Origin of the sequence: Paenibacillus lentimorbus NRRL B-30488, from assembly GCF_000411595.1 — a bacterium.
Classification (GTDB): Bacteria; Bacillota; Bacilli; order Bacillales; family Bacillaceae; genus Bacillus; species Bacillus velezensis.
Map to the genome: position 1 here is coordinate 189361 of NZ_ANAT01000005.1, position 23446 is coordinate 212806.

The 23446-nt window shown below is 49.4% G+C and carries 21 protein-coding genes and 2 pseudogenes; 15 read left to right on the plus strand and 8 right to left on the minus strand.

All coding sequences use genetic code 11. The features are described from left to right. Positions 1-150 precede the first annotated feature (150 nt). Positions 151-1242: a branched-chain amino acid aminotransferase gene (locus D368_RS01835; protein WP_025853645.1), complete on the plus strand. Its 1092-nt coding sequence runs from the start codon at positions 151-153 to the stop codon at positions 1240-1242. A 40-nt stretch (positions 1243-1282) separates the two neighbouring features. Here the strand turns inward: D368_RS01835 and licH are convergent, their stop codons facing one another. From licH to D368_RS01865, 7 genes and pseudogenes are all read right to left on the minus strand, one after another. Further along, positions 1283-2611: a 6-phospho-beta-glucosidase LicH gene (gene licH, locus D368_RS01840; RefSeq protein ID WP_003150870.1), complete on the minus strand. Its 1329-nt coding sequence runs from the start codon at positions 2609-2611 to the stop codon at positions 1283-1285. Then, positions 2608-2940: a PTS lichenan transporter subunit IIA gene (gene licA, locus D368_RS01845; RefSeq protein ID WP_003150867.1), complete on the minus strand. Its 333-nt coding sequence runs from the start codon at positions 2938-2940 to the stop codon at positions 2608-2610. Before licA ends, licH begins: the two co-directional genes overlap by 4 nt. 18 nt (positions 2941-2958) lie before the next feature. Continuing rightward, positions 2959-4317 carry a PTS cellobiose transporter subunit IIC gene (celB, locus tag D368_RS01850; RefSeq protein ID WP_101562549.1) on the minus strand — a complete coding sequence of 453 codons (1359 nt, stop codon included), beginning with the start codon at positions 4315-4317 and terminating at the stop codon, positions 2959-2961. A gap of 15 nt (positions 4318-4332) precedes the next feature. Then, positions 4333-4641 (minus strand): PTS lichenan transporter subunit IIB, encoded by a 309-nt coding sequence (gene licB / locus D368_RS01855; RefSeq protein ID WP_003150863.1) that lies wholly within the window; start codon positions 4639-4641, stop codon positions 4333-4335. 98 nt (positions 4642-4739) lie between these two features. Then, complete coding sequence (licR, locus tag D368_RS01860; RefSeq protein WP_063174452.1) at positions 4740-6695, minus strand: transcriptional regulator LicR; 1956 nt, start codon at positions 6693-6695, stop codon at positions 4740-4742. A gap of 146 nt (positions 6696-6841) precedes the next feature. Continuing rightward, the gene (locus D368_RS19795; RefSeq protein ID WP_369719122.1) at positions 6842-6976 is read right to left on the minus strand and encodes a hypothetical protein; all 135 of its coding nucleotides are present in this window, start codon (positions 6974-6976) and stop codon (positions 6842-6844) included. 51 nt (positions 6977-7027) lie between these two features. Next, positions 7028-7619 (minus strand): annotated as a pseudogene (locus tag D368_RS01865) (DNA-3-methyladenine glycosylase). 240 nt (positions 7620-7859) lie between these two features. Between D368_RS01865 and D368_RS01875 the strand changes: the two are divergent. The 13 genes from D368_RS01875 (at position 7860) to katX (ending at position 20746) form a co-directional block, all read left to right on the plus strand. Beyond that, on the plus strand, positions 7860-8858 hold the full coding sequence (locus tag D368_RS01875) for a FecCD family ABC transporter permease (protein ID WP_050569564.1): 999 nt from the start codon (positions 7860-7862) through the stop codon (positions 8856-8858). Next, a complete protein-coding gene (locus D368_RS01880) occupies positions 8859-9872 on the plus strand; it encodes a FecCD family ABC transporter permease (RefSeq protein WP_029972934.1) in 1014 nt (337 codons plus the stop codon). It begins immediately after the preceding gene. 45 nt (positions 9873-9917) lie between these two features. After that, positions 9918-10784, plus strand: a complete 867-nt coding sequence (locus D368_RS01885) for an ABC transporter substrate-binding protein (RefSeq protein ID WP_128574496.1) — start codon at positions 9918-9920, stop codon at positions 10782-10784. A gap of 102 nt (positions 10785-10886) precedes the next feature. Then, positions 10887-11237: an ArsR/SmtB family transcription factor gene (locus D368_RS01890; protein WP_029972936.1), complete on the plus strand. Its 351-nt coding sequence runs from the start codon at positions 10887-10889 to the stop codon at positions 11235-11237. A gap of 13 nt (positions 11238-11250) precedes the next feature. Beyond that, positions 11251-12549 carry an arsenical efflux pump membrane protein ArsB gene (locus D368_RS01895; RefSeq protein WP_029972938.1) on the plus strand — a complete coding sequence of 433 codons (1299 nt, stop codon included), beginning with the start codon at positions 11251-11253 and terminating at the stop codon, positions 12547-12549. Positions 12550-12699: 150 nt separating this feature from the next. Beyond that, positions 12700-13011: a PTS sugar transporter subunit IIB gene (locus D368_RS01900; RefSeq protein ID WP_003150851.1), complete on the plus strand. Its 312-nt coding sequence runs from the start codon at positions 12700-12702 to the stop codon at positions 13009-13011. Positions 13012-13025: 14 nt separating this feature from the next. Beyond that, positions 13026-13343: a PTS sugar transporter subunit IIA gene (locus D368_RS01905; protein WP_128574497.1), complete on the plus strand. Its 318-nt coding sequence runs from the start codon at positions 13026-13028 to the stop codon at positions 13341-13343. A gap of 18 nt (positions 13344-13361) precedes the next feature. Continuing rightward, complete coding sequence (celB, locus tag D368_RS01910) at positions 13362-14681, plus strand: PTS cellobiose transporter subunit IIC (RefSeq protein WP_071392457.1); 1320 nt, start codon at positions 13362-13364, stop codon at positions 14679-14681. Positions 14682-14710: 29 nt separating this feature from the next. Next, positions 14711-16111, plus strand: a complete 1401-nt coding sequence (locus D368_RS01915; RefSeq protein WP_031379226.1) for a glycoside hydrolase family 1 protein — start codon at positions 14711-14713, stop codon at positions 16109-16111. Between the two features lie 19 nt (positions 16112-16130). Then, the gene (locus D368_RS01920) at positions 16131-17012 is read left to right on the plus strand and encodes an ROK family protein (RefSeq protein WP_029972942.1); all 882 of its coding nucleotides are present in this window, start codon (positions 16131-16133) and stop codon (positions 17010-17012) included. Further along, positions 17009-17953: a mannose-6-phosphate isomerase, class I gene (gene manA, locus D368_RS01925; protein WP_029972943.1), complete on the plus strand. Its 945-nt coding sequence runs from the start codon at positions 17009-17011 to the stop codon at positions 17951-17953. Before D368_RS01920 ends, manA begins: the two co-directional genes overlap by 4 nt. Before the next feature lie 19 nt (positions 17954-17972). After that, on the plus strand, positions 17973-19055 hold the full coding sequence (locus tag D368_RS01930) for a glycosyl hydrolase (protein WP_014306088.1): 1083 nt from the start codon (positions 17973-17975) through the stop codon (positions 19053-19055). Positions 19056-19132: 77 nt separating this feature from the next. Continuing rightward, positions 19133-20746: a catalase KatX gene (katX, locus tag D368_RS01935; protein WP_039253332.1), complete on the plus strand. Its 1614-nt coding sequence runs from the start codon at positions 19133-19135 to the stop codon at positions 20744-20746. 39 nt (positions 20747-20785) lie between these two features. Here the strand turns inward: katX and D368_RS01940 are convergent, their stop codons facing one another. Continuing rightward, a complete protein-coding gene (locus D368_RS01940) occupies positions 20786-21772 on the minus strand; it encodes a choloylglycine hydrolase family protein (protein ID WP_039253331.1) in 987 nt (328 codons plus the stop codon). 315 nt (positions 21773-22087) lie between these two features. Here D368_RS01940 and D368_RS01945 point away from each other — a divergent pair. Further along, positions 22088-23445 (plus strand): annotated as a pseudogene (locus D368_RS01945) (purine-cytosine permease family protein). The last annotated feature ends 1 nt before the right edge of the window (position 23446 follow it).

Sequence of the window (23446 nt, forward strand, 5' to 3'; positions counted from 1 at the left end):
CGCAGGGGGCATTCTCTCCCCTGCTTTTTATGTGATTTGATTTTTTCACAAATTTGAGGAAAACTATTGCGAATATTTGTTGAAGGTATACAATAGAATATAAATTATTTTCAAATAAGTTTGACAATAACACCAATAGGGAGACAGAACATTATGAAACAAGACATTCGTGTTGAATTGACTTCAGCCAAAAAACCGAAACCGGACCCCCATAACCTTGCGTTCGGCAGAATTTTCACCGACCATATGTTTGTTATGGATTACGACGCCGGTCAAGGATGGTATGATCCGAGAATTATCCCTTATCAGTCCATCTCAATGGATCCTGCGGCCATGGTTTATCATTACGGCCAAACCGTTTTTGAAGGGCTTAAAGCGTATGTAACGAAGGATCAGGAAGTGCTTCTGTTCAGACCGGAGAAAAATATGGAGCGCCTGAACCAGTCAAATGACCGCCTTTGCATCCCGCTCATTGATGAAGAGCTTGTTCTTGAAGGCCTGAAACAGCTCGTAGCCATCGACCAAGACTGGATTCCGAAAGCGGAAGGCACTTCCCTTTATATCCGTCCGTTTATTATTGCGACTGAGCCTTTCCTCGGTGTAGCGGCATCCCATACGTACAAGCTGTTTATCATTCTTTCCCCGGTCGGCTCTTATTACAAAGAAGGCATTAAACCGGTAAAAATCGCCGTGGAAAACGAATTCGTGCGCGCCGTCAAAGGCGGCACCGGAAACGCGAAAACCGCCGGCAACTACGCATCAAGCCTGAAAGCGCAGCAGGTTGCGGAAGAGAAGGGATTTTCTCAGGTTTTATGGCTTGACGGCATTGAGAAAAAATACATCGAAGAAGTCGGCAGCATGAACATCTTCTTTAAAATTAGCGGCGAGATCGTGACGCCGGAGCTGAACGGAAGCATTCTTGAAGGAATTACGAGAAATTCCGTCATCACCCTTCTCAAACATTGGGGACTGACTGTGTCTGAGCGGAAGATTTCGATCGATGAAATCATCCAGGCGCATCGTGACGGCCGATTGGAAGAAACATTCGGAACCGGTACGGCGGCGGTCATTTCTCCGGTCGGCGAACTGATCTGGAATGATGAAAGTCTTGTCATCGGCAGCGGTGAAACCGGAGAGATCTCGAAGAAATTGTACGATACCATTACAGGCATTCAAAAAGGCGCGGAAGCCGACGTGTTCGGCTGGACGACGAAAGTCGCCTCACTAAGCGAATCAAAATAAGCAAAAAACCCGGAAGCGAATCCGGGTTTTTTTACTGCTCTTATGCTTCAATCGACTTAAAGAAATGGGGCAGATGTTCTTTGTGGGCCTCAAGCATTTCATCCAGAATGGCCTTTGCCACGGAGTCTGACGGGACAAGAGGGTTGATCGTCATCGCAAGAAGCGCCGTTTGATAATCTCCCGTGACGGCTGCTTCAGCGGCGACGCGCTCAAATGATTTGATTTGCTGGACGAGTCCGCGGACAGACACCGGCAGATCACCGACGGCGATCGGTTTCGGACCGTCTTTCGTCATGACGCAGTTCACTTCGACCGCTGAGTCATTCGGAATGCTGGCGATCGCGCCGTTGTTTATCGTATTGACGGGCTGGATATCATGTTTGTCGTTATAGATGGAGCTGATCAGGTTGCAGGCCGCGTCACTGTAGTACGCTCCGCCCCGTTTTTCCAGCTGCGGCGGTTTGATGGCGAGATTCGGATCTTTGTACAGTTCGAACAGTTCTTTCTCAACCTTCTGCACGACCTCGGCGCGTGTGCCCTCCGTCTGTGAAGCTTCTATTTCATGCTCGAGCATTTCTTTCGTTTTGAAATAATAGCGGTGGTAGCCGCAAGGAATCAGATCGAGCGCCTTCAGGAATTCTGGCTCCCATTCCGCTCCGGAAATGTTCTTCATCGTCATGGCGTTTTCCGGGTCTCCCATGGCTTCAATGACTTGATCCTTCACACTGACGCCGTCTAAGAAAACATCTAACCCGAAGACCATGTGATTCAGTCCGGCAAATTGCACTTCGATCCGGCTGACATCCACATCCAATGCTTTTGCGACGCCCATTTTAATGCCGATCGGCACATTGCAGAGGCCGACGACTTTTGTGAGATTCGAGTAGCGGAGCAAGGCCTCGGTAACCATGCCGGCAGGGTTTGTGAAATTCACAAGCCATGCATTCGGACAAAGCTCTTCGATGTCTTTCGCGATTTCCAGAATAACCGGGATGGTGCGCAGCCCTTTGAATAAACCGCCCGGACCGTTTGTCTCCTGGCCGATTACGCCGTATTTTAACGGAATCCGTTCGTCTTTGGCGCGGGCCTCAAGGAGACCGACGCGGAATTGAGTCGTTACGAAATCAGCATCCTTCAAAGCTTCTCTCCGGTCAAGCGTCAGGTGAATCTCTATCGGAACGCCCGCTTTTTCGACCATGCGTTTTGCAAGCGTGCCGACGATATTGAGTTTTTTCTCGCCTTCGGGAATGTCGACGAGCCATAATTCTCTGACAGGCAGTTCCTCATAGCGCTTAATGATGCCTTCCACAAGCTCCGGTGTATAGCTTGAACCTCCGCCGATCGTTACAATTTTAATTCCTTTTGTCATATTTTTGCTCCCCCTTGCAGACTCACTTTTTCGTAAATCTCGACTAACTCAGCGGCCAAGTCTTTCACGGTCATGGCATTCATTAAATGATCTTGCGCATGCACCATTAAAAGCGTCATGTCTGTTTTTTCTCCGCCGGCTTCATTTTGGATCAATTCTGTCTGGTAATGATGGGCTTCGGTCAGTTCCCTTGCGGCTTCCTGAAGCTTTTCCTCGGCCATGGCTCTGTCCCCCCGCTTTGCGGCGGCAATGGCTTCCATTGATGCGCTTCTTCCGTTGCCGCCATGCAGGATGATCTGAAAAATGGTCTGTTCCATTTTTTCATTCATGTGTTTCACTCCCTTTCTCTACAGCACGGCTTTTTCGTCTCCCTGTACGGCTGGCGCCTGCGATTGTTCAAGTTCGTTTTCTTCTTTCAGCTTTTGCGAATCCCACATTCTGAAGAACGGATAGTACACGATAAAGGCTGTGGTGATATTAATCGCCTGCATGACAGCCCCTGATATTTTTCCGCCCGTGGCAAGATAGCCGGAGAAAATCGGCGGCATCGTCCATGGGACGGCAATGCCGGCAGGTTTGGCGACGAGGCCTGTGCTCATTCCGATATAGGTAAAGACCAGTGTGACAAGCGGTGTGATAATGAACGGAATGAGAAGCATCGGGTTCATGACGATCGGCATTCCGAAAATAATCGGCTCATTAATATTAAAGACAGCCGGCCCGATGGCGAGTTTCCCAAGCTGCTTCATCTGCTTGCTTCGCGAACGGAGAAACATGGTGACCACGAGCGCCAGTGTCGCGCCGCTTCCGCCGATGTTGATCCAGATTTCAAAGAACTGCTGGGTGAAAATATTCGGCAGCGCATCGCCCGCCTGAAACGCAATCCGGTTGGCATCCATCGCTCCGAACCAGATCGGCGCCATGACGCCGCCGACAATGTTCGCCCCATGTAATCCGCACGCCCACAAGAGCATTTGAACCGCTTCGGCTACCAGGCTTCCGCCGAGACTTCCCCCAAGAATCGAGAGCGGCGTCCCCAGTACAACGCTTACAATGTTATGAAGGCTTTCAAACGGCGTCGCTTCGACAATTAAACGCGCACCCCAGATCAGAAAGATGACGGCAAAGCCGGGAATTAAAGCGACAAATGATTTGCTGACCGCCGGAGGCACGCCGTCCGGCATTTTGAAGACGAAATTCCGCTGGATGATCAGGCGGTAAATTTCCGTCGACAGCATGGCGATGATCATCGCGACAAACAGCCCTTTGCTTCCCATGAGAGACAGCGGGATGCCGCCGCCCACCATGATTTCCTCTTTGGCGCCGGAAGGCAGAAACGGAACTTTGTACGGCGTTGCCAAGAGAAACGCTGCCAACGATATCGCACCGGCCGATAATGCGTCCACCCCGTATTTTTCGGCCAGGCGGTAGGCGATTCCGAAAGCGGCGACAAGGCCCATGATTTCAAAGGTCGCATCAACCGGATATTGCAGTTTTTGAGACCAGGCGCTTCCGAACGTCTTTGCCATGAAATCCGCATATCCCGGAATCGGCAGGTTGCCGATGATCAGAAAAAACGAACCGATGATGATAAGCGGCATAGTGAGGATGATTCCGTCACGCAATGCTTGCAGATGCCGCTGGGAGGCAATTTTTCCGGCAATGGGCATGACTTTTTCTTCTAAAAACTGGTTCACCTTATTCACACGGCCCGCCCCTTTCTACGATGCGTTTCCGAGCTGTTCCGCTGATTTCAGAACCTCCGCTCCATTGCAAGTGCCGTAATGGACGGTATTGATGACTTCAACCGGCACTCCTTTTGATTCACCCAATTTTTTCAGCTGCGGAAGCAAATAACGGACTTGAGGCCCAAGCAGCAATACGTCCGCTTTATCAATATGCTGGTTGACTGAATCGCCTGACACCGCCCAGATTTTATATTCTTTTCCTTGTTCCTGCGCGCTTTTTTCCATCTTGGTGACGAGTAAGCTTGTTGACATCCCTGCTGCACAAACGAGTAATATATTCATGTAAAAGACCTCCTGAAAGTTTGATATTTTGTATGTCTCGATGTTAGTACCATCATATTATGAAATCGCTTTCATAACTACTCAGGCTTTTTCCGCTGCTAACGGAAAAAAGGTGTATCCCGGTCTTTCTCTGATCGTTTGTCTCTGAATACTCGTAAAACCTCCTGATAGGTTGTGCATTTTAAGAGACGGCTTACCGCGGCCGGATCATCCAACATCCCGCCGAGCCATTTGTACATATGCTGGAGGTCGGCTTTGCTTTCTTTCTCGACGCAGAGCAGGCAGACAAATTGGACACGCTTATCCGCCCAGTCAATCGGCTTCTTCAGCGTGCATACCGCCCAAAACGTCGTGTCCGTCTGCGGAACGAGCGGGTGCGGAATCGCCGTAAGATTGCCGAAACTCGTAGGAGAAATCGCTTCCCTTTCAAAAATAGAATCTGTCAGAGAATCAGAAGCGAGGCCGGCTTCTGCAACCTGCTGTCCGAGAAAACGGATGACGTCCTCCTTCGTCTCCAGATCCTGCTGCAAAAATACCAGCTCCGGTTTCAGAAAGTTCAATTGTTCCCGGTTTTCTTCCAGCATGGCGTCGATTTTTGTAAAATCCCCGCCGCCCAACAGCGTATGAACCTTCAATACGGGAACGGGCAGGTCTTTTTTGATCGGCACCGTGCTGACCACAAAATCAATCGACTCAAAGGAAAGCTGGTCAAGGCTGCAGTAATCAGCCGTTCCGACGATTTCAAGACGCTTTGCGAACCGGGATCGGAGCTTTTCTCTTAAAAGCTGCGCGCTGCCGGCGCCGGACGCACAGACAATCAGACAGCGTTTAGGCGGCCGTTCCGTCTTTCTCCTTTCAATGGCGGCTCCGAAATGAAGCGCCAAATATCCGATCTCATTTTCATGAATATCAATGCCGGTTTGCTCCTTGATTACGATTCCCGCAATCACTCCCGCTTCAAATGCGAGCGGATAATTCTCCTTTATGGCGGAGAGCATCGGGTTTCTCAGGTTCATTCCGTACCGGTTTCGGTTAATCGCCGGCTTGATATGGAGCGCAAGACCCGCTTTCAGCTCATTGTCGTCCGTGATTCCGAGCTTCAGCTCCCGCTCAATGGCTTCAATCATGGCCTCCGTCAAACGGCTGGTTTCCCCGTCTATCAGCCTTGTAAGCTCTTTTCCTTCCATTTGTGACTGGGTCATGCGCTTTGTCCCGAGCAGGTGAATGGCGATATAGGCGGTTTCCTGTTCGGGAAAGGTGACCGAAAGCGCCGATTCAAGCTCTTTTACGATGGCTTCCGCTGACTGATATTCTGTTTCGAGCTTAATATCATGAAGATCTTCCGGAATGAGAGATACATAGTTTTCTGTCCGGATTCGTTTGCAGGCAATGGCGATATGGATGATGAGATTGTTCAGGCCGAAGAAAGAAAGCGGGATCTTATGGTTTCGAACCTGCTTCATAATGGCTGTGCGGATCACATGAATGTCGTCTTTCGGCAGAATACCGGCCTTTTCACTCAGGAGATCAGGCTCGGGCTCGCGGTCGTCCACTAAGTATTCCGCCATACAATAACGGAGACGGAGCTCTTCGCCGCGCAGCTTAAAGCCGTAGTTCGGCCTTGTTTCCAAAATGATGTCATAGGGGCGGAGCCGTTTTTTGACTTCTTTTAAATCAGATTGAAGTGTGGATTTACTGATGAACAGTTCTTCCGCCAAGTCATCCAGCTTGAGGTAGCCGTCGGTCAGAAGCATTCTTTTCATCAGGTAATCTATCCGTTCATCGGGAAAAATCGGCACGGTGCTGTTCTGCTGGAAATTGTCCTGAAGCCAGTTTTTAAACGGCTGCTCATTCCGGATCAGCAGCTTATAGCCGCTCCCTCTGACAGATTGAATGGATGCGCCGTGTTTTTCTACAATGGTTTGCAGTTCCTTTATGTCATTGCGGACCGTCCGCGTCGTTACCTTTACATTTGCAGCGATGACTGAGCTTGTAACCGGTGTTTCAGCAGCTAAAAGCAAGCGCAGAAGTTCACGAAGCCGCCCATGAAGCATGAGAAAAACCTCCTATCAGATCAGATGCAGACGTGAAAAATGGGCAAAAAGAATGAGGAAGGGGTAAATGTATGTAAATTCTATAATGGGAAGGATTTCAAGTCAATGCGGCAATCCGATGCCAAGCCCGTAAAAAAACAGCCGGATCAGCCGGCTGTTCGGGATGCGGACATGCGGTTCCGCTTAGATGCCTTCCGTTCTTTTATGATTTTTCTGATGATCGGATAGATGACGGGCGCCCATTTGATAATCGTTTTGAAAAATTTTTTCAATGTCTGAATCCCCTTTCTTTTACCTTGTCTTTCCCCTGTTATCAGCGTTTATAAACATGGTCAGCGTGAGACATACCGGTTCCCCGTCACCCAATAGCGCCACGGATAATCCCGGGCTTCTCCGCTGTTGTCAATCCCGATTCTCGGGCCTGTTGATATATGTTCAGGCGTAAAGCCCTCCGTAATATACAGCGGCGGTTCCGTGATCATGCCGCCGTAGTCGTTCATTGAAATGCCCATCGCCTTCGTCAGTTTTCCCGGGCCGTTTGTCCACTCTCTCGGGGGGTCTGCCCGGTCTCCTGCTCTCCATCAGGAACTGTCCTTCATGAGGCTCCGCCGCCCTGATTAACACGGCCTGCGGAATGCCGATGTCCGCGGCGACGACGTTCATTAATGTATGAGTGTGCATGACGTATGTATAAATGCGGCCCGCCTCATGGAACATAATTTCCGTCCGTTTCGTGCGCCGGTTGCCGAAGCTGTGCGCCGCCCGGTCATCCGCTCCCATATAAGCTTCCGTTTCCACGATAAAACCTGAAGCCGTTCCCTCATCCGTCTCCTTCACCAGGAGACAGCCGAGCAATAAAGGGGCAAGCTCCACTGACGGTCTCTGGTAAAATTCAATCGGCAAAGGCTTTCCTTCTCCCGCCATTTGCCTCCCTCCTTTCTGAATATAGCGATTTCCTCTTTCACGTTTTTCACTTCTTTTTTACAATATAAACATGAAAGAAAAAGGGCATCATTGTTGAACACTCTATTGCGTTTTAAAAATCGGCCCGGTATAATATGATGGTTCAAATGAAAATGATTCTCATATTCAATAAATACCGGACAATGATCATAAAAGTAGGTGAATTGATTTTTGAGCGATTCTGTCACGTCCGCAAGCCGTCTGATCAGCATCTTAAAAAACGGGGTTTTCTTCCTGATCGCGGTGATCGGGCTGCTTGTTTCTATTTTTTTCGCCGTCTCATTCGGCGCGAAAGACATTACTTTACATACGGTTTGGTCGGCTGTTACTGATTACAATCCGAACATGACGGGCCAGCAGATCATTCATGAATTGCGTCTTCCGAGGGTGCTCGGGGCGGCCGTTACAGGAGCCGCTTTTGCCGCAGCCGGCGCCCTCATGCAGGGTGTCACGAGAAACCCGCTTGCCGATTCGGGTGTCTTAGGCGTAAATGCGGGCGCCATGTTTGTTGTTGCGCTCAGCTTTGCTTTTTTCCCTCATTTGTCATATGCCCTGCTGATGGTGATGTCATTTTTGGGAGCACTGGCAAGCACCGGCTTGATTTTCTTTATCAGTGCGGCGGGAAAAGGCAGCATGTCACCTTTAAAGGTGACGCTTGCCGGGGCGGTCGTGGCCGCGCTCTTACACTCACTCAGTACCGGTGTGGCGATTTATTACGATTTAAGCCAGGATTTGGCCTTCTGGTACGCCGGCGGGGTGTCGGGGATCAAGTGGGCTCATTTACAAGTCCTTGTTCCCGTGATTGCGGTCTTCATCATTCTCGCGACATTCATGGGCCGGTCCGTCACCCTTCTCTCAATGGGAAATGACGTGGCGGCGAATTTAGGGGTGAACACGGCTCTCACGCGTGCCGCCGGATTAATGATCGCCGTCGTTCTTGCCGGTGTGTCTGTTTCCGCTGCCGGCGCGATCGGCTTTGTCGGGCTGGTCATCCCCCATATCGCCCGCAAGATCGTCGGCGTTACGTACAGGCTGATTATTCCGATGTCCGCGTTGCTCGGCGCGATTCTTTTGATTTTGGCCGACTTGGCCTCACGCACGTTCAGTCCCCCGAGAGAATTGGCGATAGGCATCATGGTCGCACTTGTCGGTGTCCCTTTCTTTCTTTATATTGCCCGCAAGGAAGGGAGAGACTTATAAATGAAAGTGCAGAAAGAAACAAAAAAAGCGGCGGCGGCAGGTCTCGTTCTGCTGGTCATCGCCGTTTGCATTATTCTGATCGGGCTGCATACGGGCTCATTCCGGCTTTCTCCCCTCACCGTGGGAAAAACGCTGTTCGGTTACGGCACGTTTCAAAGCACAACCGTTTTATTCGATTACCGGCTCCCCCGGATGCTGGTGACGATGCTGGCCGGTATCGGCTTAGGCGTGTCGGGCGCTATTTTGCAGGGTGTATCCCGAAATCCGCTTGCCGATCCGGGCATTCTCGGACTGCATGCCGGCGCTTCCTTCGGTTTGATGATGTATATCACATTCTTTCATTCCCTGGAGGCGCAGGCGTCGATGTTCATCCCGCTGTTTACGTTTGCGGGCGGAACACTCGCCGCCCTGCTGATCGTAGTGCTTACGTACGACAGGCTGAACGGTTTTTTAACGATCCGCATGCTGTTGGTCGGGATCGCCGTTTCCGCGGGCTTCAGCGCCGTTACATTGTTTATGTCGCTGCGCCTGAATGAAGAAACTTATACATTCGCTTCCCGCTGGCTGGTGGGAAACGTCTGGGGCAGAGATTGGATTCACGTGTGGTCGCTATTGCCCTGGATCGGCATTCTCGCACCGCTTGCATGGCTTAACGCCCGTTCTTTGAATATTTTAATGCTCGGTGACCAGGCAGCCGCGGGGCTCGGCGCACACGTGCAGAGAAAAAGGATCATGCTGATCGCCATAGCGGTCGGCTTGTCCTGCGCGAGCGTCGCGATGGCCGGCGGAATCGGCTTTATCGGCTTTGCCGCCCCTCACTTGGCAAGACGGCTCGTCGGCACCATGCATCAGCATATTATTCCGATTGCGGGATTAATCGGCCTTGTCATTCTTGTCGCGGCAGACACCATCGGCCGGTCTTTGTTTCAGCCGAACGCCATTCCGGCCGGCGTGGTTGCGGCAGCCATCGGCGCGCCGTATTTTCTCTATCTCGTCATGAAAATCAAATCATAAAACAAGGAGTATTCCCATGAAAAAACAATAGCGCTCATCAGTTTCATGTGTATTTTCTTACTGGCTGCCTGCCAATCCGATTCATCACAGCCGGAGTCAAAAAAGAAATCCGGCGATCATAAAATCGCTTCGATGTCCATTCACCTGACAAATGATCTGCTGGCTCTCGGCGTTACACCTGCCGGTTCCGTCGTGGGCGGAGAATTAAAAGATTTTCTCCCTCATGTGAAAAATCAGCTGAAAGACACGAAAAAACTCGGACCTGCATCAGACCCGGATATGGAAGCTTTACTTGAGCTGAATCCAGACAACATTTATCTTGATAAAGAATTTTCGGGAAAAGATGTGTCAAAATACAAGAAAATCGGAAACACACACGTTTTCGACCTTGATAAAGGCACATGGCGCGATCATTTAAAAGACATCGGAAAAATCGTCAACCGTGAAAAAGAAGCTAAAACATTTATTCAAGATTACGAAGATGAAACAAAACAAGTCAGATCCATGATGAATAAGGAATTAGGGAAAAACGCCAAAGTCATGGCGATCCGCGTGAACGCAAAAGAGCTTCGCGTCTTCAGCACACGCCGCCCGATGGGACCGATTCTGTTTGACGATCTGAAGCTGAAACCGGCTGACGGCATTAAAGAAATGAACACCTCCCGCCCTTATGAAGTCATTTCTCAAGAAGTGCTGCCTGATTACAACGCAGATGCGATTTTCGTGGTCGTTAACAGAGACGACAAGTCACAGCAAGCTTATAAAGAATTGCAAAAAAGCGCTGTCTGGAAAGGGCTTAAGGCCGTGAAAGCAAACCATGTCTATAAAATTGCCGATCAGCCTTGGCTTGATTATTCGGCACTGGGAAATAAATTAGCAATAGATGAAGCGAAAAAACTGTTCCAAAAATAAACATGAGCCGGTTTTGCGAAAAGTGCAAGACCGGCTTTTTTATATTACCATTTACTTATATAAATATCTGCTTATATAATAGTGTAAAAAAGGAGTGAGCGCATGGAACGGCGGCATAATGCTTTAAGTTCCGAAGGGATCAGCCAGTGCCTCAAACTTCTAAGCGACCCGACGAGGCTTTTGATGCTGAAGCTTCTGGAGGATAAGGAATATTGTGTCTGCGAGCTGACGGCTATTTTTCATATAAGTCAGCCCGGCATCAGCCAGCACTTGCGGAAATTAAAGAACGCCGGCCTTGTGCGGGAAAGACGCGAGGGCCAGTGGCGGTACTATGCCATTCATCCGTCCGGACCGGAATACGCGCTGGTTTGCTCGATTCTGCAGCAGATAGATGAAAAGGACGAAGTTTTACAGACATTGCGGCAAATAGAAGTCACTGTTACATGCCGGTAAGGGGGATATATTCTTGGGAGTTGCGGTTTTATCAGCGCTGATTTTTGTGCTGACACTTGTGTTTGTCATATGGCAGCCGAAACATATATCAATCGGCTGGTCTGCCTGCGGCGGAGCGGTCCTCGCTTTGATCGCCGGAGCAGTCAGCCTGCACGATATCGCGGAAGTGACGGGGATCGTCTGGAATGCGACACTCGCCTTTATCGCCATTATTATCATTTCATTAATTCTTGACAGTATCGGTTTTTTTGAGTGGGCCGCGCTGCATATGGCCATGGCGGCCAAAGGCAGCGGGCTGCGGATGTTTCTCTATGTGTCGGTCTTAGGGGCTGTGGTCTCCGCCCTTTTTGCCAATGACGGAGCGGCGCTCATTTTGACGCCGATCGTACTGGCGATGGTGCGGGCTTTGAATTTACCTGAAAAGCTGGTTTTACCGTTTATTATCGCCGGAGGATTCATCGCCGACACCACCTCGCTGCCGCTCGTTGTAAGCAATTTGGTCAATATCGTATCCGCCGATTACTTTCATATCGGGTACATTGAATATGCATCACGCATGCTGGTGCCCAACCTCTTTTCTTTGGCGGCAAGCATTTTGGTGCTGTATCTCTATTTCAGAAAAAACATTCCGAAACGGTTTGACACCAGCCTTGTGAAACATCCTGCATCCGCCATTAAGGATGAGCGCCTTTTCCGGTTATCATGGGCTGTCCTGGCCGTTTTATTGATCGGGTATTTCGTCAGCGCGCTGCTGTCGATACCCGTTTCCTTCGTTGCCGGCTCCATCGCGGTCATTTTTCTCATTCTGGCGCAGCGAAGCCCCGCCGTCCCTGCGAAACAAGTCATCAAGGACGCCCCGTGGGCCATCGTGTTTTTTTCTGTCGGCATGTATGTTGTCGTGTACGGCTTGCGGAATGCCGGACTGACGGATCTTCTTTCTCAGCTTATTCAGAAAGCGGCGGATCACGGATTGTTTGCGGGCACACTCGGAATGGGTTTTATCGCTGCGATCCTCTCCTCCGTTATGAATAACCTGCCGACGGTGATGATTGACGCCATAGCCATCAGCGGAACGGACACTCACGGGCTGCTGAGAGAAGCATTGATTTACGCGAATGTTATCGGTTCTGACCTCGGGCCGAAAATCACGCCGATCGGGTCGCTGGCGACATTGTTATGGCTCCACGTGCTGAGCCGGAAAAACGTGAAAATTTCCTGGGGAATGTATTTCAAAACAGGTCTGATATTAACCATTCCGACGTTATTCATCACCCTGATCGGACTTTATATATGGCTGTTATGGCTCGCTTGAGAAAAAAACCTTTTAGTTGAATCTTAAAAGGTTTTTTTGTGTCAAAATCCGAAAAGTTAAACTTTTATATTTTAAAAGTATAGACATTTAATTTCAAAAGATTATAATATTCATGAAAACGTTTTAACTTTATGAAAGAAGGGATTCCTCATGAAAAGAATTTTATTAGCCTGCAGCTCAGGCATGTCCACCAGCCTTCTTGTCACGAAAATGCAGAATTACGCCAGCTCCATCGGTGAGGAGGCCGAGATTTGGGCAGTCGGACAGGATAAAGCAAAAGAAGCGATGAAAGACGCAGACGTCGTACTGATCGGCCCGCAGATGAGTTTTTTAAAAGGCGAGCTTCAAAAAGAGGCGGACCCGCTTCACATCACCGTTGATGTGATTGATATGATGGCATACGGCATGGGAGACGGCAAAAAAGCATACGAACAGGCCGTTGCCTTGATAGAGAACAAATAAAGGAGGCGATAAGCATGGAAACGTACACGGATGAACAGATCAGTTTTCAGCTGATTCTTCACAGCGGCAATGCCCGCAGCTGTATTATTCAATCGATACGCGCTTATAAAGACGGCCGGCCAGATGAGTCAGACACCTTTCTGACAAAGGCTGAAGATGAACTGGGGAAAGCGCACGACATCCATTTTCAGATGATTCAAAAAGAAGCCGGCGGCGCCAAAACGGATGTCTCTCTGCTTTTTATGCATGCTGAATATCACTTAATGTCAGCGCTTTCAATGAAAGAGATCGTCAAAGAAATGCTCGACTTATTTCAATCAAAGAATTTATAAAAAGCCGGGGGTGAAGACGTGTTTGAGAAAATCAGCCAATTCCTTGTTCCGATCGCGGGCAAATTAAACAATAACCGCTACCTGCAAGTCTTACGGGATGCTTTTATGCTGGCGTTTCCGCTGACCATTTTCGGTTCGGTGTTCGTCGTGCTGACGAACCTGCCGTTTTTAAACAAAATCATGAGCAGCTCCGCCCTGTCTGTCTTTCAATCCAGATTTGGCGGCGCTTCGACGGCGACGATGGGGATTATGTCCATTTTTGTCGTCTTCGGGATCGGCTATTACCTTTCCAAAAGCTACGAAGTGGAGGCCGTATTCGGCGGAGCGATCGCATTGGTTTCTTTTCTGCTGCTCACCCCTTTCGTCTTAGAGCCGGAAACGGGCAAAGCGGTCGCAGGCGTCATTCCGGTTGACCGGCTTGGAGCAAAAGGAATGTTTCTCGGCATGATGACCGCGTTTTTGTCAGGTGAAATCTACAGAAGAATCGTTCAGAGAAACTTAACGATTAAGATGCCTGCCGGTGTTCCTCCGGCTGTTGCTAAATCGTTCGCCGCATTGATTCCGGCTTTTATCACGCTTACTGTCTTCCTCTTGATCAACGCGGCTGTCACCCAGATCTTTCACACCAATCTGCATGATGTCATTTATCATACGGTTCAAGCCCCGCTTGTCGGACTTGGAAGCGGCATCATTCCTACATTAATCGCTGTTTTCTTTATTCAGATTTTATGGTTTTTCGGACTTCACGGACAAATCATTATTAATTCCGTGATGGACCCGATCTGGAATACATTACAGGTCGAAAATTTGGCTGCGTATACAGCGGGAAAAGAGATTCCCCATATTATTTCTAAGCCGTTTATGGAGATTTACACCGTCGGAATGGGCGGAACCGGAATGACATTGGCCATAGTGATCACCATCTTGCTTTTTATGAAAAGCAAACAGATGAAACAGATATCCAAACTCGGTCTCGCGCCGGGCATTTTCAACGTCAATGAGCCGGTTATTTTCGGTTTGCCGATCGTGATGAACCCGATCATTATCATTCCGTGGGTGATCGCGCCGATGGTTGTCACGCTCGTCACCTACCTGGCCATGTCGGCGGGGATCGTGCCCCCTCCTACCGGCGTGACCGTGCCCTGGACCGTCCCCCTTTTCATTAACGGGATTATGGCGACCAATTCCGTCATGGGCGGCATTATGCAGCTGGTCAACCTCTGTATTGTGTTTGTCATCTGGTTCCCGTTTCTTAAAGCGCTGGACAAATTAAATATGGCAAAGGAAAAAGAAGCAGAGACCGAGCAGCATGCCCGGGATGACAGCATGAGTATGTAATCAAAATCGCAGTAAGGGAGAGAAATCAATTGACTGAATCAAATATTCAATATCGTTTTCCGGAAGGATTCTGGTGGGGGTCTTCCGCCTCCGCCACCCAAACAGAAGGCGCCGCCGACAGAGACGGAAAAAGCCAAAACATATGGGATTACTGGTATGAAAAAGAGCCGAGCCGTTTTTTTAACGGCGTCGGCCCCGGCGACACGTCACGTTTTTATGATCAATACAAGGAGGATATCCGGCTGATGAAAGAAATCGGCCACAACTCCTTCCGGCTGTCTATTTCCTGGTCAAGATTGATTCCGGACGGAACTGGCGAGGTCAATCAGAAAGCGGTCGCGTTTTATCAGGACGTCATCGATGAAATGCTTGCCCATCGCATTGAGCCGTTTGTCAATTTGTTTCACTTTGACATGCCGCTTGCCCTTCAGCGTAAGGGGGGCTGGGTCAGCCGGGACACCGTTGACGCGTTTGAACATTACGCCAAAACCTGCTTTTCGCTATTCGGTGACAAAGTGAAAAAATGGTTCACTCACAACGAGCCGATTGTGCCGATTGAAGGCGGCTACTTATACGACTTTCACTATCCGAATCACGTTAATTTTCAAGAAGCGGTGCAGGCCGGCTTCCATACCCTGCTGTCGAATGCAAGGGCTGTCAAAGCCTACAGAGAATTGAAACAGGACGGACAAATCGGAATCATTCTGAATCTGACGCCTTCTTATCCGAGAAGCTCACACCCTGAAGATCTGAAAGCATCCCGGATTGCCGACGCCTTTTTCAACCGCTCATTTTTAGATCCCGCCGTAAAGGGCGAATTTCCTGAGGAGCTTGTCGAGATTCTCAAGGCAGAAGGCTTTCTGCCGCGTTACGAGAAAGAAGATCTCCGCCTCATTCAGGAGCATACGGTTGACCTGTTAGGCGTGAACTACTACCAGCCGAGACGCGTCAAGGCAAAAGAACATGTTCCGAATCCGCACGCCCCTTTCCTGCCTGAGCGTTTCTTCGATCCGTACGTCATGCCCGGACGGAAAATGAACCCTCACCGCGGGTGGGAAATTTACGAAAAAGGAATCTATGACATTCTCACCAATCTCAGAGAACATTACGGAAATATCGAATGTTTTATTTCCGAGAACGGCATGGGAGTTGAAGGCGAGGAACGCTTCCGCGATGAAAACGGCATCATTCAGGATGATTACAGGATTGAATTTATCCAGGAACATCTCAAATGGGTGCATCGGGCCATCGGAGAAGGTTCAAATGTTAAAGGCTATCATCTTTGGACTTTCATGGACAACTGGTCTTGGACAAATGCTTATAAAAACCGCTATGGCTTTGTATCTGTCAATCTGGAAAACGGGGGCGAACGGACCGTCAAAAAAAGCGGCCGCTGGTTCAAAGCCGTTTCCGATCAAAACGGATTTTAACAGATGAGGAGGTACGGCCATGCTTGGAGGTATTGAAGCCGGCGGCACGAAATTTGTCTGTGCCGCCGGACAAAAAGACGGCACCATTCTGGACAGAGCGGAGTTTCCGACGGGAGAACCGGATGACACACTCAGACAGGTCATCCGTTACTTTACAGATTTCCCGATAGAAGCCATCGGCATCGGGTCGTTCGGACCGATTGACATCCGCCCCGACAGTCAAACATACGGGTGCATCACCGCGACGCCGAAGACAGCCTGGCGGAACTGCCCTATTCTTCAAACGATCAAAAGCGCTCTGGATATTCCCGCAGGCTTCACCACCGACGTTAATGCGGCGGCGCTCGGAGAAGCTTCTTTCGGCGCGGCCAAAAACGCGGACAGCTGCCTCTATTTGACGGTCGGCACTGGCATCGGAGCGGGCGCCATCATGAACGGCAGATTTGTTCAAGGGCTGTCTCATCCTGAAATGGGCCACATTTATGTCAGAAGACACCCTGACGACGGCTACAAAGGCAATTGCCCTTACCATACAGATTGCCTGGAAGGCCTCGCGGCAGGTCCCGCCATTGAGAAACGCTGGGGGAAAAAAGCATATCTGCTGGCGGATCAGCAGGAAGTGTGGGAGCTTGAGGGCTATTATATTGCCGAAGCGCTTGTGCAGTATATTCTCATACTTTCGCCGGAAAAGATCATTCTCGGCGGGGGCGTCATGAAGCAGCATCAGCTGTTCTCTTATATCCGTCAGCACGTGAAAAAGCGGCTGAATCAATATATTGACCTGCCCGACATTGAACACTTCATCGTTCCCCCTCAATTAGGGATTCACTCCGGCGCGGCCGGTTCGCTCGTATTGGCGGAGCGCGCATTAGAGACGGCAAACCGGGAGGCGGGAAAATGACGAAACTCTTATTTTTGGAACCGGTTTTTAAAGAAAGATTATGGGGCGGGACGAAGCTGCGCGATACATTCGGGTATGAAATTCCTTCTGAGCGGACGGGAGAGTGCTGGGCGATTTCAGCTCATCCGCACGGTACATCCATCGTGCGGAACGGGCCTTTTTCCGGAACATCATTACACCGTCTCTGGAATGAACACCCTGACCTGTTCGGACATCCGAAAGAAGACGCTTTTCCCCTGCTCACAAAAATTCTTGACGCAAATATGGACTTATCCGTGCAGGTTCATCCGGATGACGCATATGCACATCGGCATGAAAATGGAGAACTCGGAAAAACGGAATGCTGGTACGTGTTGGACTGCAAAAAAGACGCGGAGCTCATTTTAGGGCACCGCGCCCAAACGAGAGAAGATTTCGTTCGGCTCATTGAACGAAACGAGTGGGATCACCTGCTCCGCCGCATCCCCATTAAGCCCGGCGACTTTTTCTATGTCCCGAGCGGCACACTGCACGCTTTATGTGAAGGTACGCTCGTTCTTGAAATCCAGCAAAGCTCTGATGCCACCTACCGGCTTTACGACTATGACCGGACGGATGGGAACGGGAATAAACGCGAGCTTCATCTTGAGAAAGCAATTGACGTAACAGACATTCCCCATACCGATGAAAATGTAAAAAGCACAAAGCATCGGATCGGAGATGCTCTTATTACGATACTCGCCGAAACACCTTTCTTTTCAGTTTATCAATGGGATGTGAGCGGGAAAGCATCATTCCCCGCACCCGGCCGGTATTTACTCGCAAGCGTCATTAAAGGACGCGGAGAACTGGATGGATGCCCCGTTCACAAAGGCGATCACTTTATCATGCCGGCGGATTCCGGAGATTTTGTTATAGAAGGAGATTGTGAGGTTATCGTTTCACATCCTTCATCATCTTAAAAATCAGGAGGTCTTTTATATGCTTAAAAAGTTAGCAGTCTGCCTGTCTATCGTTTTATTACTCTTAGGAGCCGCCAGTCCGATATCGGCTCACACCGTTTATCCCGTCAACCCAAATGCCCAGCAGACGACAAAAGATATCATGAACTGGCTGGCGCACCTGCCCAACCGTTCAGAAAACAGGGTCATGTCCGGAGCGTTCGGCGGCTACAGCGATGTCACTTTTTCAATGACAGAGGAAAACCGCTTGAAAAACGCGACGGGACAGTCTCCCGCCATCTACGGCTGTGACTATGGGAGAGGGTGGCTGGAAACAGCGGATATCACCGATACTATCGATTACAGCTGCAACAGCAGCTTAATCTCATACTGGAAAAGCGGCGGCCTCCCTCAGGTCAGCCTGCATCTCGCAAATCCGGCCTTTCCATCCGGAAACTATAAAACGGCCATCTCAAACAGCCAGTACAAAAACATCCTTGACCCTTCAACTGTGGAAGGAAAACGGCTTGAGGCGCTGCTCAGCAAAATCGCCGACGGCCTTACTCAGCTGAAAAATCAAGGCGTCACCGTTCTGTTCAGACCGCTGCATGAAATGAACGGCGAGTGGTTCTGGTGGGGGCTGACAGGCTACAACCAAAAAGACAATGAGAGAATCTCGCTGTACAAAGAGCTTTACAAGAAGATATACCGCTATATGACAGAGACAAGAGGATTGGATAACCTTTTGTGGGTGTATTCGCCGGATGCCAACAGAGACTTTAAAACAGACTTCTACCCAGGCTCATCTTATGTGGATATTACCGGTCTGGACGCTTACTTCACTGATCCGTATGCGATATCAGGCTATGATGAAATGCTGTCTCTGAAAAAACCGTTTGCCTTTGCCGAAACCGGTCCGTCCGGCAATATCGGAAGCTTTGATTATGCTGCTTTTATTAATGCGATCAGGCAAAAATACCCTCAGACCGCGTACTTTTTGACATGGGATGAACAATTAAGTCCGGCGGCCAATCAAGGCGCGCAAAGCCTTTATCAAAACAGCTGGACGCTGAACAAGGGCGAAATATGGAACGGCGGGTCCTTGACGCCGATCGCGGAATAACCGCTTCTTTTGAAAATCGGTTTTAAAAAACGGCTCTGCTGGGCATATTGTTACCGTTCAAAAAGGAGGGTTCAACAATGGAAAATAACAAAAACAGCAAAGAAACGCTTTCCAGTAAGACGACCGGTAAAGGCGAGTCAGAAGACACGCTGACAAACCGGCAGGGCCATCCGGTCACTGACAACCAGAATGTCAGGACAGTCGGCAATAGAGGACCGACGACATTGGAGAATTATGATTTTTTGGAGAAAATCAGCCACTTTGACCGCGAACGGATTCCCGAGCGCGTCGTTCACGCGCGCGGCGCCGGCGCACACGGATACTTTGAGGCGTACGGAAGTTTTGGAGACGAGGAGATTTCTAAATATACAAGAGCGAAAGTGTTTCAAAAGAAAGGAACGAAAACTCCGGCGTTTGTGCGGTTTTCTACCGTCAACCACGGGAAGCATTCCCCGGAAACATTGCGTGATCCCCGGGGTTTTGCCGTTAAGCTTTATACCGAAGACGGCAACTGGGATCTGGTCGGCAACAACCTGAAAATCTTTTTTATCCGTGATCCGCTGAAGTTCCCGGATCTTGTGCACGCATTTCAGCCTGATCCCGTTACGAACATTCAGGACGGCGAGCGTATTTTCGACTTCATTTCCCAATCACCGGAAGCGACTCATATGATCACTTTCTTGTTTTCGCCGTGGGGCATCCCGGCCAACTACCGGCAGATGCAGGGCTCAGGCGTCCATGCCTACAAATGGGTCAATGAAGAAGGAAAAGCCGTGCTCGTCAAATATCACTTTGAACCGAAACAAGGCATCCGCAACCTGACACAGAAGGAAGCGGAAGAGATTCAGGGGAAAAACTTTAACCATGCGACACAGGATTTGTATGAAGCGATTGAAAAAGGCGATTATCCTGAATGGGAAGTGTATGCGCAAATCATGACTGATGACGAGCACCCCGAGCTGGATTTTGATCCGCTTGATCCGACCAAGCTGTGGTATAAAGACGATTTCCCTTGGAAGCCGATCGGTAAATTGGTTCTGAACAAAAACCCGGAAAACTACCATGCCGAGGTGGAACAAGCATCATTCGGAACGGGCGTGCTTGTGGACGGCCTTGATTTTTCAGATGACAAATTACTTCAGGGGCGGACATTCGCCTATTCAGATACCCAGCGGTACCGCGTCGGCGCAAATTACCTGCAGCTTCCGATCAACTCGCCGAAAAAGCATGTCGCCACCAACCAGGAAGGCGGGCAAATGCAGTATCGTGTCGATCGGGCAGAAGGACAAAACCCGCACGTCAACTATGAGCCGTCCATTATGGGAGGACTCACCGAAGCAAAGCAGGATGGGAAAGACCATACACCTCATGTCGAAGGCGATGTGAAGCGGGAAGCGATCGACCGGCCGAATAACTTCGGCCAGGCCGGAGAAACATACCGCAGATTTTCGGAATTTGAACGGAACGAATTGATCACAAACCTGGTCAATACGCTTTCTTCCTGCCGGAAAGACATTCAGGATCAAATGATTGAGAATTTCACAAAAGCAGATCCGGACTACGGAAAACGTGTTGCGGAAGGGCTGAAAAAAGCCTCCGAAAGCAGCAGCGGCGGGCCGATCGGCACTACAGATACGGCCCAAGCCGCAAAACAGGCTGAACAGGAAAGCCATCCGTCTGATCCGTATTAAATAAAAAAACAGGACAATCGCGTCCTGTTTTTTTTTGAGCTAATTCAGCTCCTGTATATTCTGCTCCGCCGCGGCCGCAAATACTTTCGGCTCCGGACGGTCAAGATCTTCATGGAATAAACTTACTTTGTGAATCTGCCGGTTGTCGTACAGATGAAAGTAGTAGTTTCCGGTGTCACAGCACATGACCGACGTATACTGCGTATAATCAATTTCATTCTCCTCTGTGATCACCGCGCCTTTTGGAATATTCACATTGGACAGCACGTGAAAAGCGGCCGTAACGCCATCCGTTTCATGGGCGGAAGGCTCTAAATGCTCTTTCAGATAAGCGGCTCTGATGAACCGGGATGGCGGCGTGTAATCACCGGGAAGCCCGATCGTTCCAGATCCTTGGCCGAAAGCGGTTAATGTCATTCCGCCCAATGTTTTGCTTTCTGACTGCTGCGGCCTGATTCCGATATAATGGCGCAGATTGGTCACATGCCAAGGAAATTCCGGACTGTTGGTCATCACTCCGGGTTTGTTGTCATATACTTTCATTCCCTCCGGTGTCGGCTCGATGACAATGCAGCCGCCCGTGCGGTCTGATAAAATCCAATGAAGAGGCAGCACCGTATCCAATAACATTAACTTCTTCTCTACAATCGTCAGCATTGAGAGCTTTTCCTTTATGTCTTCAAGAGAGTCACAGTTTGATAAGGCCCAGGTGACAAACTCATGAGGAGCAATGTGACAGGTGCCCTCCCGTTCCGCTTTCTCGTATCCCGCAAAGCCCGGAAAATACAGCGTCGCACACGACAGCCCTTTTTCATTTACGCCGTCGGCAAACAGAACATTGCCGAGATTTCTCCCCATGCCGATAAATGCGTATTTCGTCTTATGCATCCTGCCGTCAGCTTCGCTTTTCCAGCTGTACTGACGAGGGTAAAGCACGACGTCCGTACCGAGCTGAAATGCAAAATCCATCGTTCGCGCCAATAGGTGATTACCGTCTGTCGTTTTCAATGTAAGACTTGTACACATATCATCAATCCCCTTTTCATTAATGAAATTTACACAAAGTAAACTATTCTTTCAGCTTAACGAATAATGGCTCCATTCGTCAAAAGATTGACACATTTCTCCTTCATACATATTAGTCCGTAAGCATATCCATGCCTTTTAACCCCTGGCAAATCGTTTTGGCGGCAGTGTTTGTTCCGTTTTTCAAAAAAACTTTGAACGGCTGTCAGCGAGGCTTTACAATGTTTTTCCTGCATGCTGGAATTTGTAAACGGCAGGTCAATCTGTTAAGCTATGTCTTTATGTTAAAGAAGAACATACGGAGGAGATTATCTATTGAAAGTAGAAAGGCGAACGATTGAACATATTCCGCATGACGAAAGACACGGAAAGGCTAAAGATTTATTCCCCGTCTGGTTCGGGGCTAATATGCATATTACGACGTTAGTCACAGGCACACTGCCCGTTACAATGGGACTCGATCTCTTTTGGAGTATCGCCGCCATTATAATCGGAACCTTTATCGGCGCAATCTTTATGGCGTCTCATTCCGCACAAGGACCTCAGCTCGGAATTCCGCAAATGATTCAAAGCCGCGCGCAATTCGGCGTGATCGGAGCGATTCTGCCCCTCTTTTTGGTCATGTTTATCTACCTGGGCTTCTTTGCGAGCAGTACGATTCTCGCAGCCGGTACACTGAGCAGCTTTGTCCCGATTCCGGCTTCATGGTGTATTATCGGCTTAAGCGCCATCTGTTTTTTACTCACGATCTACGGTCATGATCTGATTCACAAAATGCAGAAAATCCTCTCTTGGACCTCCTTTGCCGTTTTTTTGCTGCAACAATTCTTATTTTTCAACTGCCGATTCCTTCAGGAAGCTGGGTGCCCGGCTCATTAGATCTGCCTGTTTTTCTAGTGGCGGTCAGCGCGGTGGCCACATGGCAGCTGGCATACGCGCCATATGTCGCAGATTATTCCCGTTATCTGCCGGTCAAAACACCGGCATCGCATACTTTTTGGTACAGCTATGCAGGTACGTCAGTCAGTTCCATCTGGATGATGCTTCTCGGCGCCATTTTGACGACGGCGCTCCCGGAATTTACCGCTAATGCGGGAAATGAGATTGTCCGATTGTTCGGTCCGTTTTCCTTTATTATGCTGATCATCGTCCTGTTCGGGCAAATGGCGATCAACGTCTTTAATTTATACGGAGCCTTTATGTCAACCACGACTACCTTGGAGCCGTTTTTAAAACTGAAGGTGACGCCGAAAACGAGAGTGGTAATGATCCTTTGTGTGACGGCAGCGGGTACTGTATTAAGTCTCTTGGGCCAAAGCAATTTCATGGAACTGTTTTTAAATTTCATCTTTTTCATCAGTTATTTCTTAATTCCATGGACGGCGATCAACCTCGTGGATTACTATTTTATCCGACGCGGAAAATACCACGTCAAATCGATGTTTGACGTCAACGGACAATACGGCAGGGTCAATTGGATTACAGCGGCCGCCTTCGTTTTGTCGATTATATTAGAAATCCCGTTCATCAATACATCCTTTTACATCGGGCCGCTCGCTGAAATATTCGGCGGAGGCGACATTGCCTGGGTCATCGGCCTGGCCGTTCCGTCGCTGCTGTATTATGTCCTGATGAAATCAAGGGTAAAACAAAAAGAGGCGCCTTCCCTATGAA